The following is a 14874-nucleotide window of genomic DNA, read 5'->3' as shown; positions in this document are numbered from 1 at the left end:
GTCAATACCCCTTGGCCCGGTCGACTAGGCCGGCGACCGGGCGGCCGGCCCTGAAGGCGGCGATATTGGCGGCGGTGCAGCGCGCCGCCGAGACGGCATCGGTTTCCGCCGCCACATGGGGCGTTACGGTCACCTTGGGGTGCCGCCACAGGGGACTGTCGTCCGGCAGGGGCTCGGTCTCGAAGACGTCGAGCACGGCATGGGACAATCGGCCGGCATCGAGGGCGGCGAGAATGTCGGGCACCACCTGATGGCCGCCCCGGCCGAAATTGATCAGGGCCGCCCCGGCGCGCAGGCGCGACAAGAAGGGCGCCGCCAGGATATGGCAGGTTTCCGCCGTCAGGGGCAGCAGGTTGACGACGATCCGCGCCTCCGCCTGAAGCCGCGCCAAGGCGTCCGCCCCCGCCGACCGGCTCCACCCCAGGATGGGAAAGCCGAGGGGGCGCAGCAGGTCGATCGCCGCCCGCCCCATTTCGCCGAGCCCGAGAATGCCGACCGGGCATTCCGCGGCGAAGGGCTGGGCCAGGCGCTGCCAGCGCCGCACCGCCTGCTGTTCGCGATAGGCCGGCAATTGCCGGTGCAGGGCCATGACATGGGCGACCACCGCTTCCGCCATGGCGGTCGCCAGCAGGGGATCGACCAGGCGGGCCAGCGGCACGGCGGGCGGGATGGTGCGGTCGGCCAGCAGGCCGTCGACGCCGGCCCAAAGGCTCTGGATCAGGCCGAGGCCGGGCATGCGGGCCAGGATGCCCGGGGCCGGATTGGCGACGACGGCGATCTCGACCGCGGCCAAGGCCGCCTCGTCCAGGTCGCCGTGGGGCGGGCCCATCACGATCGGCTCGCCGATCACCGCGCGCAGGATCTCCAGTTCCTCGGCGGCGGTGGCGGCATCGTAGCGGCAGAGATAGGCGATGCTCATTGCGGCGCGAAAATCCCTTCGTCGCTGGCGAAACCCTTGAATTCCAGGGCATTGCCGGACGGATCGAGGATGAACAGCGTCGCCTGCTCCCCCGGCTGGCCGACGAAGCGGACCTTGGGCGTCAGGATCCAGCGGATATCGTCCCGCGCTTCCAGCCGGGCGCGCAGGGCCTGCCATTGCGGCATGGTCAGGACGACGCCGAAATGCGGGATCGGCACCGCATCGCCGTCGACGCCGCCGGTCCCCTCTCCGGCACCTTGCCAGCCGGGGCGGAGATGGGCGCTGAGCTGGTGGCCGTAGAGGTCGAAATCGGCCCAGGCCGCGGTGCTGCGGCCGGCGGTGCAGCCCAGCGCCGTGCCGTAGAAGGCTTTGGCGGCGTCGAGGTCGCCGACCGGAAAGGCGAGATGGAAGGGGCGCATGGTCAGATGCCTTCGGCCAGCAAGCGGTCGACGAATTCAGGCACGATGGCGCTGGCGGCGCCATAGCGCCGTTCGGCGAACAGCGAATGGCCCTCGGACGGGTCGAGGTTCAGTTCGACCGTATGGGCCCGGCGCCGGCGCCGGACGTGCTCGACGAAGCCCGCCGCCGGATAGACCGTGCCCGAGGTGCCGATCGAGACGAAGAGATCGCAGGCATCGAGCGCCGCGTAGATCTCGTCCATCATCATGGGCATTTCCCCGAACCAGACGATATGGGGGCGCATGAAACCGGCGCCGCCGCAATGGCCGCAGACGGAGCCGGTCGAGAGGTCGTCGCGGTGCTCGGCCACGGTCTCGCAGGCATCGCAGCGCACCTTGGTCAATTCGCCATGCATGTGGATGAGGTTCCGGCTGCCCGCCCGCTCGTGCAGGTCGTCGACGTTCTGGGTGACGAGCAGGACCGACCCCGTGGGGGCGGCGGCTTCCAGCCGGGCCAGCGCCTGATGCGCCGCATGGGGCTGCGCCTCCCGCAAGCCCCGGCGCCGGGCATTGTAGAATTCATGGACGAAGGCGGGATCGCGGGCGAAACCCTGGGGCGTCGCCACATCCTCAAGGTTATAGCGGGTCCAGAGACCGTCCTTGTCCCTGAAGGTGCCGAGGCCGGATTCGGCGGAAATCCCCGCCCCGGTCAGGATCACCAGCCGCCTGAAGCCCATGGCGCTCAATCCTCCCCGCCGTCGTCGGCCCAGCCGTCGTGGTCATCCCCGCCGGCATCGTCGTCGAGGTCGAAGCGTTCCTCCAGCGTATAGACCGAATGGTCGCCGCCGGTGTCGCTGGAATAAAGGGCGAAGTGATCGACCCGCCAGTCGGGCGTCGCCAGCAGGCCGTTGCCCTCGATGAAGGCGCCGAGCCGGCCCATGTCGACCTGCCTCAGCCGGGCCAGCGTGACATGGGGGACGAAGCGCCGCGGCTCGAGGTCGAGGCCCGGCACCCGGGCCAGCGCCGCGCCGATCCGCCCCTCGAGGTCGAGCAGGGCGGGCACCGGCAGGACCCGGGCATAGAGCAGGCGGGCGTCGCGCCGGCTGTCGAAGGTGCCGACCCCGCCGATGCCGAGGGTGAAGGCATCGGCATGGACGGTGTCGAGGGCGGAGACGATATCGTCCGCCCGGCGCTCGTCGACCTCGCCGATGAAGCGAAGGGTGACGTGGTAATTCTCGAGGGGCGTCCAGCGTGCGCCCGGCACGCCGCCGGCGGCCAGCGCCAGGATCCGGCGCTGGGCCAAGGGCAGGGGCAGGGCGACGAAAAGGCGGACCATGGGACGACGCAGGCCCCCGCCTCGCGGCAGGGGCCCCTCAGGCTCGGCTCAGAGCAGGCCTTCGATCACGCGGTCCGGCGGCCGGTGGCCGTCGGCGAAGGTCTTGATGTTGATGATCACCTTCTCGCCCATGTCGAGGCGGCCCTCGATGGTGGCGGAGCCCATGTGCGGCAGCAGCACGACATTGTCGAGGGCGACCAGCTTGGGGTTCACCGCCGGTTCGTGCTCAAAGACGTCGAGGCCGGCGCCGGCGATCTCGCCGGCGACCAGCATGCGGGTCAGCGCATTCTCGTCGATCACTTCGCCGCGGGCGGTATTGACCAGGATCGACTGCTTCTGCAGCAGCTTGAGCCGCCGGGCCGAGAGCAGGTGATAGGTCGCGGGCGTATGGGGGCAGTTGACCGAGATGATGTCCATGCGGGCCAGCATCTGGTCCAGGCTTTCCCAATAGGTCGCCTCGAGTTCCGTCTCCAGTTCCTCCGCCACCCGGTTGCGGTTGTGGTAGTGGATGGACATGCCGAAGGCCCGCGCCCGGCGCGCCACCGCCGTGCCGATGCGGCCCATGCCGATGATGCCGAGGCGCTTGCCCCAGATCCGCCGCCCCAGCATCCAGGTCGGCGACCAGCCGCCCCATTCGCTGGTGCGGATCACCCGCTCGCCCTCGGCCAGGCGGCGCGAGGTGGCGAGGATCAGGGCGATGGTCATGTCCGCCGTGTCTTCGGTCAGGACGCCCGGGGTATTGGTCACGGTGATGCCGCGCTGGCGGGCGGCGGCGAGGTCGATATGGTCGACGCCGGTGCCGAAATTGGCGATCAGGCGGAGATTGGGATTGGCATGGGCGAGAATGCGACCGTCGATCCGGTCGGTCACGGTCGGGACCAGGACATCGGCGGCCTTCACCGCCTCGATCAGTTCGGCCTGGCTCATCGGATGGTCGTCCGTGCTGAGCCGGGTGTTGAACAGTTCCATCATCCGCGTCTCGATCGCTTCAGGCAGCTTACGCGTGACGATCACGAGCGGCTTCTTGACTGGCATCATCCTCTCCCCGGGGGCTGCGGACGGCGACATCCGCGGCAGAACACGGCCCTTCCTAGCAGACTTGCGCGCAGGTTCAAAGCTGGCGTTCCGTATCATTTCACCGCAGCGGGCAAGGCGCCGCCAGCCCTGCCTTGACCCCGGCCCCACCTCGAACGAGAGTGGCGGTTCGACGATTCGTTTTCTCATTCGACAAGTTTCAGCGCTTCGATGCCCCTCGCCCGCCTGCTCGCCCTGTCCGGCCTGATCTGCCTTGCCCTGGCGCCCCTGCCCGGGGGGGTACGGGCCCAGGACGGCACCGCCGCCCCGGCGGCCGAACTGCCGCCCGACGGCGCCGGCACCGAGGGCGAGGCCGGCCGCCGCCTGCCGCGCTTCGCCTCGCTCGGCTCGAGCGAGATCAACGTGCGCACCGGGCCGGGCTCGCAGTATCCGATCACCTGGAAATATGTCCGTTCCGGCCTGCCGGTCGAGATCGTCGCCGAGTTCGAATATTGGCGGAAGATCCGCGATCACGACGGCTCGGTCGGCTGGGTGCACAAGAGCCTGCTGTCGGGCAAGCGCTTCGCCTCGGTCGAGGGCGCGATCCGCGTCCTCTATGCCGATGCCGCCGACGACAGCCGGCCGGTGCTGCGCCTCGAACCCGGCGTCCTGGTCCGGCTGGAGCGCTGCAAGGGCGCCTGGTGCCGGGCGACGGTCGAGGGCAAGCGCGGCTGGCTGATGCGCGACTGGCTGTGGGGCGTCTATCCGGACGAAGTGCTGGACTGACGCCCGTGAGCGCCGCCAACCCCGTCCTGGTCGAGGTGCTGCGCGGCGGCATCGTCGAAAGCCGGCATCGCGGCGCCTATGCGGTCGTCGACGGGGACGGCCGGCTGGCCGCCGCCGCGGGCGACATCGAGCGCCCGGTGTTCCCCCGCTCGTCGATGAAGATCCTCCAGGCCGTGCCCCTGGTCGAGAGTGGCGCCGCCGACCGTTTCGCCTGCACCGCGGCCGAACTCGCGCTCGCCTGCGCCAGTCACAACGGCGAGGAGGCCCATGTCGCGACCGCCGCCGGCCTGCTGGCCCGCCTCGGCCTCGGCGAGGGCGACCTCGCCTGCGGCGCCCATGCCCCGAGCCATGGCCCGGCGGCAAAGGCGCTGGCCGCCCGGGGCGAGGCGCCCTGCCGGCTGCACAACAATTGCTCGGGCAAGCATGCGGGCTTCCTGACCGTGGCCCGCCACCTGGGCGCCCCCGTCGCCGGCTACGAGCAGCGCCGCCACCCGGTGCAGCAGGCGGTGTTCGAGGCGGTCGCCGGCCTCGCCGGCCAGGCGGCCGATCTGCCCTATGGCATCGACGGCTGCGCCGCGCCCAATCCCGCCCTGCCGCTGCACGGCCTTGCCCTGGCCATGGCGCGGATCGCGGCGCCGGCCGGCCTTGCCCCCGGCCGCGCCGCCGCCGTCACAAGGCTGCGCCAGGCCATGGCCGCGCATCCGTTCCTGGTCGCGGGCAGCGGGCGCGCCTGCACCCGCCTGATGCAGGCCGCCCGGCCCGGCACCGTGGTGAAAGTGGGGGCGGAAGGGGTCTTCATCGCCATCGCCCCCGACCCGGGCCTCGGCTTCGCCCTGAAGATCGACGACGGCGGCACCCGGGCGGCGGAGGTGCTGATCGCCCGCCTGCTCGACCGCTTCGGCCTGATCCGCGACGACGCCCGGGCGACGGTCGCCGACCTCCTGACCACGCCGCTGGCCAATTGGGGCGGCACCCCGGTCGGCGAGATCCGCATCGCGCCCGATTGGACTTGACCCTGCTTTCAGAACGGGCGACCCCAGGTTCAGAACGAGAACAAGTCGAGGAGAGCCCGCCGTGGTGAAGGTTCTGCACTGCAAGGCCTATGGCCCGCCCGAAGCCCTGGTGCTGGAGGACGTGGCGCCGGCCGCCCTCGGCCGGGGCGAGGTGCGGGTGCGCCTGCATGCCGCCGGGGTCAATTTCCCCGATGTCCTGATCATCCAGGGCAAATACCAGTTCAAGCCGGAGATGCCCTTCGCCCCCGGCGGCGAGGCGGCCGGCGTGGTGACCGAGGTCGGCGAGCGGGTCGAGGGCTTCAAGCCCGGCGACAAGGTCATCGTCATGACCGGCTGGGGCGCCTTCGCCGAGGAACTGGTGGTGACGCCGGACCGCCTCGCCCCCCTGCCGCCGTCGATGCCCTTCGAGGAGGGCGCGGCCTTCCTCATGACCTATGCCACCTCGCATCATGCCCTGAAGCAGCGCGCCCGCCTGCAGCCGGGCGAGAGCCTGCTGGTGCTGGGCGCCGCCGGCGGCGTCGGCCTGGCCGCGGTCGAACTGGGCAAGGCCATGGGCGCGCGGGTGATCGCCGGCGTCTCGACCGACGAGAAGGCGGCCCTGGCCCGCGCGCACGGCGCCGACGAGGTCATCGTCTACAGCCGCGAGGGCATCCGCGACCGGCTGAAGGCATTGGCGCCCCAGGGCGTCGACGTCGTCTACGACCCGGTCGGCGGCGATTATTCCGAACAGGCGCTGCGCTCGATCGCCTGGAAGGGCCGCTTCCTGGTGGTCGGCTTCGCCTCCGGCCCGATCCCGTCGATCCCGCTCAATCTCGCCCTGCTCAAGGGCTGCGAGATCGTCGGCGTGTTCTGGGGCGCCTTCACCGCGCGCGAACCGGACCTGCACCGCGCCAATGTCGCCGAACTGGTCGGGCTTTACGAGGCGGGCAAGATCCGCCCGCTGGTCAGCAAGACCTATCCCCTGGCCGAGGGCGGCCAGGCGATCCGCGACATGATGGAGCGCAAGGTCACCGGCAAGACCGTCGTCACCATGTAAGAGCCTGTTTGGAATTCCGGCGGCTGAGAGCCGGCGAGAGATTTTCGTGTCCCGCCAGGAAGCGATCGCAGCCGATATCCTGTGATACGGCCACGATTGCTGACGCCGCGGGGCGCGAAAAGATCCGCCGGATCGACCCGTCCGGGGTTTCCAAACAGGCTCTAAGATCAGGCGCCGTCGGCGACCCGCGTCATCCGGCGCGGGGCCAGCCGTTCGCGCAGGCGCTCGTCCGCGCCCGGCCCCGGCAGGGCGCGGATGTCCCGGGGCCCCAGGTCCCGGCCGTCGGCCGCCCTGAGCGTCAGGGGCGCGATCGGCTGGCCTTTCAGGCGGTCGACCAGCACCACCGGCGGCAGATCCGGGTTGGCATGGGCATCGCCCCATTGCAGCAGGGCGACCAGCACCGGCATCAGCGCCTCGCCCTTCGCCGTCAGCCGGTATTCGACCGAGCCGCCCTCGCCCTCGGTGCGCGACAGCACGCCGGCCCCGGTCAACCGCTTCAGCCGCGCCGACAGGATGTTCCGCGCGATCCCAAGCTGATCGACATAATCCTGGAAGCGATGGGCGCCGAAGAAGGTTTCGCGCACCACCAGCAGGCTCCACCACTCGCCGACGATATCGAGCGCGCGGGCGAGCGAGCAATTGCGGGACAGGGGATCCTGCCGATGGTCCGGGCGGCTGGTCATGATCCCGATCCTTTAGCATTGTCAGTTTCTTTTTGCAACCATTCACCGGCGCAAGGCTTCGATGACCGAAAAGGGAGTTGCAAAGAAAAACCGGACGGCGCCCAATAGGCCTAACACGCCGAAGCCCCCTCGCGGGAGAGGACCGCCGCCATGTCCGCATCGCCCTTCCACGACCTGAAGCTCGAGAAATTGTTTCCGCCCAGCAAGGCCCTGCTGGTCGAGGCGGCGCCGCCCCGCCCCGCCGTCGAGGAGCGCCGCCTGTTCATCGTCGACGAGGACGGCGGCCACCGGCCCCAGCCCCTGGCCCAGGGCCCGTTCGACAGCCTGCACGGCGGCGTGATCGGCGGCCTGCTGGCCAACAAGGCGGAGGCGCTGGCGGCCGAGCACGGCCTCGGCACGCCGATCGCCGCCCATATCCAGTTCCTGCGCCCGATCAAGGCCGAGCACCGCCTGACCGCGACGGCTGAGATCGCCGTGCCCGGCCGGCGCCTGAACCTCGTCGATGCCTTCATCGAGGCGGACGACGGCCTGCGCGCCGAAGCCCGCTTCACCTTCGCCCGCGACCTGCCGGCACCGGTGCCGGTGGAACAGGCCCCCGCCCCGGCGCTGATCCATCCCGATCACCTGCCCGAAATCGTGCCGCCGCTGATGCCGCCCGATCCCTGGTTCAAGGATGCGCTGGAATGGCGCAGCGACGGCACCACGGTGTGGATGCGGCCGCGCGTCGAGCTGGGGCCCCCGGGCCATATCCTGCCGCGGATCATCGCCACCGCCGATTGGGCCGCCGGCATTTCCCGCCCCGACGGCTGGAGCCGGCCCAAGGTCATGGGCTTTCCCAATTCCGCCATCACCATCAACCTGTGGCGCCGCCCGGTCGGGGAGTGGATCGGCCTCACCCCCAGCAGCCGGTGGAATGCCGGCGGCTTCGGCCTTGCCCAGGGCGCGATCTCGGACGAGGCGGGCGATCTCGGCCATGCCGTGCTGCCGGTGATCCTGCTTCCCTTCCCTGAAAGGCAGAAATCCGCCCCCACGGCTTGAGACGCCCGCGCAAATGCCTATACTGCGCCCGCCCGACGACGGGCGGATCCAAGGATGGATATGATGGCGCGCGACGTGAAGAAGGTCGTGCTCGCCTATTCTGGCGGGCTCGACACCTCGGTTATTCTCAAGTGGTTGCAGGAAACCTATGGCTGCGAAGTGGTGACCTTCACCGCCGACCTCGGCCAGGGCGAGGAGCTGGAACCGGCGCGCAAGAAGGCCGAAATGTTCGGCGTGAAGGAAATCTTCATCGAGGACCTGCGCGAGGAATTCGTGCGCGACTACGTCTTCCCGATGTTCCGCGCCAATGCCCTTTACGAGGGGGTCTACCTGCTCGGCACCTCGATCGCCCGGCCGCTGATCGCCAAGCGCCAGATCGAGATCGCCAAACAGGTGGGCGCCGATGCGGTGGCCCATGGCGCGACCGGCAAGGGCAACGACCAGGTCCGCTTCGAACTGTCCTACTATGCGCTCGAACCCGGCATCCGGGTGATCGCGCCCTGGCGCGAATGGGACCTGACCTCGCGCACCCGGCTGATCGATTTCGCCGAGAAGCACCAGATTCCGATCGCCCGGGACAAGCGCGGCGAAGCGCCCTTCTCGGTCGACGCCAACCTGCTGCACACCTCGTCCGAGGGCAAGGCGCTGGAGGATCCCTGGACCGAGCCCGAGGAATTCGTCTATTCCCGCACCCTCTCGCCCGAGGCCGCGCCCGACAAGCCGACCTATATCGAGATCGAGTTCGAGAAGGGTGACGCCACCGCCATCGATGGCGAGAAACTGTCGCCGGCCGCCCTGCTCGCCCGCCTGAACGACCTCGGCGGCGCCAACGGCATCGGCCGCCTCGACCTGGTCGAGAACCGTTTCGTCGGCATGAAGTCGCGCGGCGTCTACGAGACCCCGGGCGGCACCATCCTGCATGCCGCCCACCGCGGCATCGAATCGATCACCCTCGACCGCGGCGCGTCCCACCTGAAGGACGAGCTGATGCCGCGCTATGCCGAGCTGATCTACAACGGCTTCTGGTTCTCGCCCGAGCGCGAAATGCTCCAGGCCCTGATCGACAAGAGCCAGGACCATGTCTCGGGCACGGTGCGGCTGAAGCTCTACAAGGGTTCGGTCCGCGTCGTCGGCCGCAAGAGCCCGAACACGCTCTACAGCCTCAGCCACGTCACCTTCGAGGAAGACGCGGTCTACGACCAGCACGACGCCGAAGGCTTCATCAAGCTGAACGCGCTGCGCCTGAAGCTGCTCGCCCGCCGCGGCATGAACGGCTGACCGGACGGCACCGGCCAGGACGACGGCGGCCGGGCAACCGGCCGCCGTTCGCGTTTCAGGGGCTCAATAGCCGAGGCCGCGCTGGATCATGCCCAGCACGCCGGTCAGGCGCAGCGGCGCATCGGTCACCGCCAGCACCATGCAGATCTCGCCCGGTTCCGCGATCGGCTTGTGCTTCACGCTGGGGGTGGTGACCTGGACGTCGCCGGCCGCGAAACGGCCGCCGGCATCGTTGAAGGCCCCGGCCAGGACGAGGGTATATTCATTGCCCCGGTGGGTGTGGCGCGGCACGCCCCGGCCGCCGGCGACGCGGATCAGCTGGGCCGAGCCGCCGGGCACGACCGGGACATCGAGATGGAGCACCTTCACCCCCGGCACCAGGCTGCGCCAGCCGCGCCCCGCCAGCGCCTTCGCCCCGAGCGGGTGCAGGAGACCCGGCATGCGGTCGAGCACGGGATCGCCGAATGCCGCCGGGGGCGGTGCATCCGGCCCCGGCGACCGGGCGGGCTCGCGCTCGATCCGCGCCATCAGGCGGTCGAAGGCATCGGCCGCCACCGGCGCCGGCGGCACCGCATCGAGCAGGGCGCCCCCCACCTGTTCGCACAGGGCCAAGGCCGCGCGGCAGGCCGGGCAGAAGGCGAGATGGGCATCGACGACCAGGGCCGCGGCCGGCGCCAGCGTGCCGGCGGCACGCTCCACCAGCCAGTCGAACGGCACATGATGGGACGGGATGACCACGATGCGTTCCGGGCTCACAGGTAAGGCTCCATGACGCTGCGGAGCCGGTTGAAGGCCAATCTCAGCCTAGACTTTACGGTACCGAGGGGGAGATTGCGTACCGCCGCGATCTCGGCATGTGATTTTCCCTCGTAGAATGCGAGCTTCAGCAGGTCGGCCTGTTCCGGCGGCAGTCCGGCGATGGCCGTGCGCAGGGTCTCGTCGCGCCGGTTTTCGTCGACGGCGACATCGGCCGGGACCGGCGCCGCCGGCACCAGGGCCGGGTCCCCGGCATCGAGACCGGGCTTCGACTCGCGCCGGATCAGATCGATTCGGCGGTTGCGGGCGATGGTGAAGGTCCAGGTCGTGGCCGAGGACTGGCGCCGGTCGAAACTGGCGGCCTTGCGCCAGACTGTCAGCATGACCTCCTGCACCAATTCCTCCGCCGCCGCATTGGTCGTGCCGAGGCGGAGCAGAAAAGCCTTGAGCCGGGGCGCCAGATAGGCGAAAAGCCGCGCGAATGCTGCCTTGTCGCCCCTTTGGGCGACGGCCTCGACAAGGTCGGCCAGGGCTTCGCGATCGAGGTCCGAACTATCCATTCAACAACGGGTCCCGGTCGGGTTCTCGCGCGAGGGCGGGCACGGGCACGGGCAAAAGCACGGGCGGGGTGGAAATGAGAGGCCCGGCTCGCTATCTTGACCCCTCTCGATCAGGATTGTGAACAGGCGCCATGAAACGCTTCCTATTCGCCGCGTTCGGCATGTTTCTGTCAATGACCGCCGTCGGCATGGCGGCCGCACCGGCCCAGGCGGAGGATACCCCGCTGATCGGCGACTTCGGTGCCTGGCAGGCCTTCAAGACCAAGCAGGGCGGCAAGGACGTCTGCTTCGTCTCGTCGAAGCCGACGAAATCGGAACCCGCCGGCGCCAAGCGCGGCGAGATCTTCATCCTGATCTCCTTCTTCCAGGACGGCAGCGTGAAGAATCAGGTCCAGATCCCGGTCGGCTATCCGTTCAAGACCGGCTCGACCGCGCAGATCGCCATCGGCGGCAAGAAGTTCGACCTCTTCACCGACGGCGAGAATGCCTGGGCCCGCACCACCGAGGCCGACAACGACATCGTCGCGGCGCTGCGCAAGGGCTCGAGCGCGGTCGTCACCGGCGAATCGCAGCGCGGCACCAAGACCACCGACACCTACAGCCTGAAAGGCATTTCCGCCGCCCTGGATGCGGTGATGAAAGCCTGCAAGGTCTGAGGAAGGCGCCATGACCACCGACACGCCCGCCCCGATCCTGCCCGCCGACGGCGCGAAGCTGAATCTGATCGGCCTCGACCGCGAGGGCCTGGGCCGCGTGCTCGACGAGCTCGGCCAGGGCGGCAAGCCGCGCCGCATGCGCATCCAGCAGCTCTGGCACTGGCTCTACAACCGCGGCGCCAAGTCCTTCGACGAGATGACCTCGATCTCCAAGGACCTGCGCGCCGCCCTGGTGGAACGCACGACGGTCGAACGGGCGGCGGTGACCAAGTCCCTCCTCTCGGTCGACGGCACCCGCAAGTGGCTGGTCAAATGGCCCGACGGCCAGGAGGTCGAAAGCGTCTTCATCCCCGACGACGACCGGGGCACGCTGTGCGTCTCCTCCCAGGTCGGCTGCACCCTGACCTGCCGCTTCTGCCACACCGGCACCCAGACCCTGGTGCGCAACCTCGGCCCGGCCGAGATCGTCCAGCAGGTGATGATCGCCCGCGACGCCCTCGGCGAATGGCCCTCGCCCAGCGACGGCCGGCTGCTGTCCAACATCGTCATGATGGGCATGGGCGAGCCGCTCTATAATTTCGACAATGTCGCCGCCGGCCTGAAGATCGTCATGGACAACGAGGGGATCTCGCTGTCGCGGCGGCGGATCACGCTCTCGACCGCCGGCGTCGTCCCCATGATGAAGCGCGCGGGCGAGGAACTGGGCGTCAACCTCGCGGTTTCCCTGCATGCGGTGAACGACGAGATCCGCGACCGCATCGTGCCCCTGAACAAGAAATATCCGATCCGGGACCTGATGCAGGCCTGCCGCGACTATCCGGGCCTGAACAATGCCCGGCGCATCACCTTCGAGTATGTGATGCTGCGCGACGTCAACGACAGCCCGGCCGATGCCCGCGCCCTGGTCCAGCTGATCAAGGGCATCCCGGCCAAGGTCAACCTGATCCCCTTCAACCCCTGGCCCGGCGCCCCCTTCGAGCGCTCGACGGCCGAGGCGATCAAGACTTTCTCCCAGATCGTCTTCGATGCCGGCTATGCCAGCCCGGTGCGCACCCCGCGCGGCGAGGACATCATGGCCGCCTGCGGCCAGCTGAAATCCGATTCCGTGCGCCAGCGGAAAGCCGACCTCCTGCGCCAGCAGGTCGACGCCGCCTTCGCCGCCAAGGATGCCGCCGCCGTCGCCTGACGGTGCCGCCTCCACGCCCCGGAAAGCCCCGTCATGCCCACGATCACCAATATCCAGGATCTGCGGGCGCTGGCGCAGAAGCGGATTCCGCGGGCGATTTTCGATTACGCCGATCGCGGTTCCTATGACGAGCGGACGATCGCCGCCAACCGGGCCGACCTCGCCGCCCTGAACCTGCGCCAGCGGGTGATGATCGACGTCTCGTCCCGCGACCTGGGCACCACCCTGGCCGGGAAGCGGGCGGCGATCCCGGTCGCCATCGCGCCGACCGGCCTGACCGGCCTCTTCCACGGCAATGGCGAGATCCACGGCGCCCGCGCGGCGGAAGCCTTCGGCGTGCCCTTCACCCTTTCGACCATGTCGATCTGCTCGATCGAGGATGTCGCGGCGGCGACCACGAAACCGTTCTGGTTCCAGCTCTACGTCATGCGCGACCGGGGCTTTTCCCGCGCCCTGGTCGAACGCGCCATCGCCGCGCGGTGCTCGGCCCTGGTGCTGACCCTGGACCTGCAGATCCAGGGCCAGCGCCACCGCGACCTCAAGAACGGCCTCAGCGTGCCGCCGCGCCTGACCTTCGGCAATGCCCTCGACATCGCGACCAAGCCGGCCTGGGCGCTGCGCGTCCTGTTCGGCAAGCGGCGCAGCTTCGGCAATCTGGCCGGCCAGGTGAAGGATGCCGGCACGCTTTCGACCCTGTCGCAATGGATCGGCTCGCAGTTCGATCCCTCGCTGTCCTGGGCCGATATCGCCTGGGTGCGCAAGATCTGGCCGGGCAAGCTGATCCTCAAGGGCATCCTCGATGTCGAGGATGCGAAACTGGCCGCCGCCACCGGCGCCAATGCGGTCGTCGTCTCCAACCACGGCGGCCGCCAGCTCGACGGCGCCGTCTCCTCGATCCGCGCCCTGCCCCGCATCGTCGACGCCATCGGCCACCAGACCGAAATCCTGTTCGACGGCGGCGTGCAGTCGGGCCAGGACATTCTCAAGGCCCTGGCCCTGGGCGCCCGGGGCTGCCTGATCGGCAAGGCCTTCCTCTACGGCCTGGCCGCTATGGGCGAGGCGGGGGTGACGAAGACGCTGGAGATCCTCGCCAGGGAACTCGATGTGTCCCTGGCCCTGACCGGCACGCGCACGGTTGCCGGCGTCACCGGCGCGGTGCTCGACCGCTGAGGGTTGCGCTTTAGACATCTACACCTTTCCGGACCACGATCCATCTTCACGGAAGTGAAACGGAAGGCGCATGATGCCGGCCTCGATGGCTTTGAGGGGCCCGCCCATGTCGTGGAGCGTCTTGTTTCTGATCCTTGCCGCCGCCGCCCTTCATGCCGCCTGGAACACCGGCGTGAAGGCGGCGGGGACCCCCGCCCTGGCCACCGCGCGGCTGTGCCTTGGCGGGATCGTGATCGCGGTCGTCGCCCTGCCCTTCCTGCCGCTGCCGGCCGCCGCCGCCTGGCCGTTCCTTGCCGGCTCGACCGTGGTCCATGTCGTCTATTTCGCCCTGACCGCCGCGGCCTATGCCCGGGTCGACCTTTCCATCGCCTATCCGATGATGCGTGGCGGCGGGGTGATGGTGACCACCCTGGTCTCGCCCCTGGTCTTTGCCGACAGCCTGCCGGCGCTCGGCCTCGGCGGGGTGGCGGTGGTCGTGCTGGCCCTTGCGGCCCTGGCCGCCACCGCCGGGCGGCGGGCCTTCGGTACCCGAGGCCTGACCGTCATTGCCGCCAATGCCCTGGTGATCGGCGCCTATTCCCTGCTCGACGGGCTGGGGGCGCGGGCCTCGGGCGCGCCGCTCGCCTATACGATCTGGGTCTTTGCCCTGGGCGCCTTCGGCAATCTCGGCCTTCTCGCGCTGACCGAGGGCCGGGGCTTCCTGGCCCCGCTGGCCCGGCCGCGCGACCTCGGCCTCGGCATTGCCGGGGCCTGCGCCTCGGTCGGTTCCTACGGGCTGGTGCTGACCGCCATGACCCTGGCCCCGGTCGCCCTGGTCGCGGCGCTGCGCGAAACCTCCATGCTGTTCGCCACCGGCTTCGCCGCCGTCCTGCTGCACGAGAAGGTGGGCGCCCGGCGGGTGGCCGCCGCCTGCGTGGTGGCGGCGGGTGCGGTCATGATCAAGCTGGCGTGAATAGCCCCAGATCAAGACCATCGCTCGCACGCCGGGAATAAATTCCCCTTCCAATTGCATCCGAATCCGCGACCCTGAATCGGGCGTTTTCCC

Annotated in this window: 17 protein-coding genes; 9 read left to right on the top strand and 8 right to left on the bottom strand. The window is 69.6% G+C overall.

Going from position 1 to position 14874, the window contains the following annotated elements; all coding sequences use genetic code 11:
• Window position 1 precedes the first annotated feature (1 nt).
• Genes DKG75_RS08150 through DKG75_RS08130 form a run of 5 tightly spaced genes read right to left on the bottom strand, consistent with a single transcriptional unit; the run spans window position 2 to window position 3688 of the window.
• A complete protein-coding gene (locus DKG75_RS08150; protein WP_109920586.1) occupies window positions 2-919 on the bottom strand; it encodes a 2-hydroxyacid dehydrogenase in 918 nt (305 codons plus the stop codon).
• Entirely contained in the window at window positions 916-1338 is a 423-nt protein-coding gene (locus DKG75_RS08145) for a VOC family protein (protein WP_109920585.1), read from the bottom strand. The genes DKG75_RS08150 and DKG75_RS08145 overlap by 4 nt, the downstream gene beginning before the upstream one ends.
• Window positions 1339-1340: 2 nt before the next feature.
• The gene (gene cobB / locus DKG75_RS08140) at window positions 1341-2054 is read right to left on the bottom strand and encodes a Sir2 family NAD+-dependent deacetylase (RefSeq protein WP_109920584.1); all 714 of its coding nucleotides are present in this window, start codon (window positions 2052-2054) and stop codon (window positions 1341-1343) included.
• 5 nt (window positions 2055-2059) lie between these two features.
• Complete coding sequence (gene thpR, locus DKG75_RS08135; protein ID WP_109920583.1) at window positions 2060-2653, bottom strand: RNA 2',3'-cyclic phosphodiesterase; 594 nt, start codon at window positions 2651-2653, stop codon at window positions 2060-2062.
• Window positions 2654-2701: 48 nt separating this feature from the next.
• Window positions 2702-3688, bottom strand: a complete 987-nt coding sequence (locus DKG75_RS08130; protein ID WP_109920582.1) for a 2-hydroxyacid dehydrogenase — start codon at window positions 3686-3688, stop codon at window positions 2702-2704.
• 210 nt (window positions 3689-3898) lie between these two features.
• Between DKG75_RS08130 and DKG75_RS08125 the strand changes: the two genes are divergently transcribed.
• From DKG75_RS08125 to DKG75_RS08115, 3 genes are all read left to right on the top strand, one after another.
• Window positions 3899-4453 carry an SH3 domain-containing protein gene (locus DKG75_RS08125; RefSeq protein ID WP_109920581.1) on the top strand — a complete coding sequence of 185 codons (555 nt, stop codon included), beginning with the start codon at window positions 3899-3901 and terminating at the stop codon, window positions 4451-4453.
• A 5-nt stretch (window positions 4454-4458) separates the two neighbouring features.
• The gene (locus DKG75_RS08120) at window positions 4459-5466 is read left to right on the top strand and encodes an asparaginase (protein WP_109920580.1); all 1008 of its coding nucleotides are present in this window, start codon (window positions 4459-4461) and stop codon (window positions 5464-5466) included.
• Between the two features lie 61 nt (window positions 5467-5527).
• On the top strand, window positions 5528-6502 hold the full coding sequence (locus DKG75_RS08115; RefSeq protein WP_243746480.1) for an NADPH:quinone oxidoreductase family protein: 975 nt from the start codon (window positions 5528-5530) through the stop codon (window positions 6500-6502).
• A 167-nt stretch (window positions 6503-6669) separates the two neighbouring features.
• On the opposite strand, the gene DKG75_RS08110 is transcribed toward DKG75_RS08115, so the two are convergent.
• Window positions 6670-7185 (bottom strand): winged helix-turn-helix transcriptional regulator, encoded by a 516-nt coding sequence (locus DKG75_RS08110; protein ID WP_109920579.1) that lies wholly within the window; start codon window positions 7183-7185, stop codon window positions 6670-6672.
• 150 nt (window positions 7186-7335) lie between these two features.
• On the opposite strand from DKG75_RS08110, the gene DKG75_RS08105 reads away from it, so the two are divergent.
• Window positions 7336-8223 carry a thioesterase family protein gene (locus DKG75_RS08105; protein WP_109920578.1) on the top strand — a complete coding sequence of 296 codons (888 nt, stop codon included), beginning with the start codon at window positions 7336-7338 and terminating at the stop codon, window positions 8221-8223.
• A 63-nt stretch (window positions 8224-8286) separates the two neighbouring features.
• On the top strand, window positions 8287-9501 hold the full coding sequence (locus tag DKG75_RS08100; RefSeq protein ID WP_109921066.1) for an argininosuccinate synthase: 1215 nt from the start codon (window positions 8287-8289) through the stop codon (window positions 9499-9501).
• 63 nt (window positions 9502-9564) lie between these two features.
• Here DKG75_RS08100 and DKG75_RS08095 read toward each other — a convergent pair whose 3' ends face one another.
• Both DKG75_RS08095 and DKG75_RS08090 read right to left on the bottom strand, forming a co-directional pair.
• Window positions 9565-10257 (bottom strand): ChrR family anti-sigma-E factor, encoded by a 693-nt coding sequence (locus DKG75_RS08095; protein WP_166646411.1) that lies wholly within the window; start codon window positions 10255-10257, stop codon window positions 9565-9567.
• Window positions 10254-10817, bottom strand: coding sequence for a sigma-70 family RNA polymerase sigma factor (locus tag DKG75_RS08090; protein ID WP_109920576.1), 564 nt, complete (start codon window positions 10815-10817; stop codon window positions 10254-10256). Before DKG75_RS08090 ends, DKG75_RS08095 begins: the two co-directional genes overlap by 4 nt.
• A gap of 173 nt (window positions 10818-10990) precedes the next feature.
• Here DKG75_RS08090 and DKG75_RS08085 point away from each other — a divergent pair, with 173 nt between their 5' ends.
• The 4 genes from DKG75_RS08085 (at window position 10991) to DKG75_RS08070 (ending at window position 14781) form a co-directional block, all read left to right on the top strand.
• Window positions 10991-11473 (top strand): invasion associated locus B family protein, encoded by a 483-nt coding sequence (locus DKG75_RS08085; protein ID WP_243746481.1) that lies wholly within the window; start codon window positions 10991-10993, stop codon window positions 11471-11473.
• Between the two features lie 10 nt (window positions 11474-11483).
• A complete protein-coding gene (rlmN, locus tag DKG75_RS08080; RefSeq protein ID WP_109920574.1) occupies window positions 11484-12659 on the top strand; it encodes a dual-specificity RNA methyltransferase RlmN in 1176 nt (391 codons plus the stop codon).
• Window positions 12660-12692: 33 nt separating this feature from the next.
• Window positions 12693-13829, top strand: coding sequence for an alpha-hydroxy acid oxidase (locus tag DKG75_RS08075; protein WP_109920573.1), 1137 nt, complete (start codon window positions 12693-12695; stop codon window positions 13827-13829).
• Between the two features lie 106 nt (window positions 13830-13935).
• Complete coding sequence (locus DKG75_RS08070) at window positions 13936-14781, top strand: EamA family transporter (RefSeq protein WP_166646412.1); 846 nt, start codon at window positions 13936-13938, stop codon at window positions 14779-14781.
• The last annotated feature ends 93 nt before the right edge of the window (window positions 14782-14874 follow it).

The sequence above is a fragment of the Zavarzinia compransoris genome (genome assembly GCF_003173055.1).
In the GTDB taxonomy this organism is placed as follows: Bacteria; Pseudomonadota; Alphaproteobacteria; order Zavarziniales; family Zavarziniaceae; genus Zavarzinia; species Zavarzinia compransoris.
This window is presented reverse-complemented; position numbering and strand designations above follow the sequence as displayed.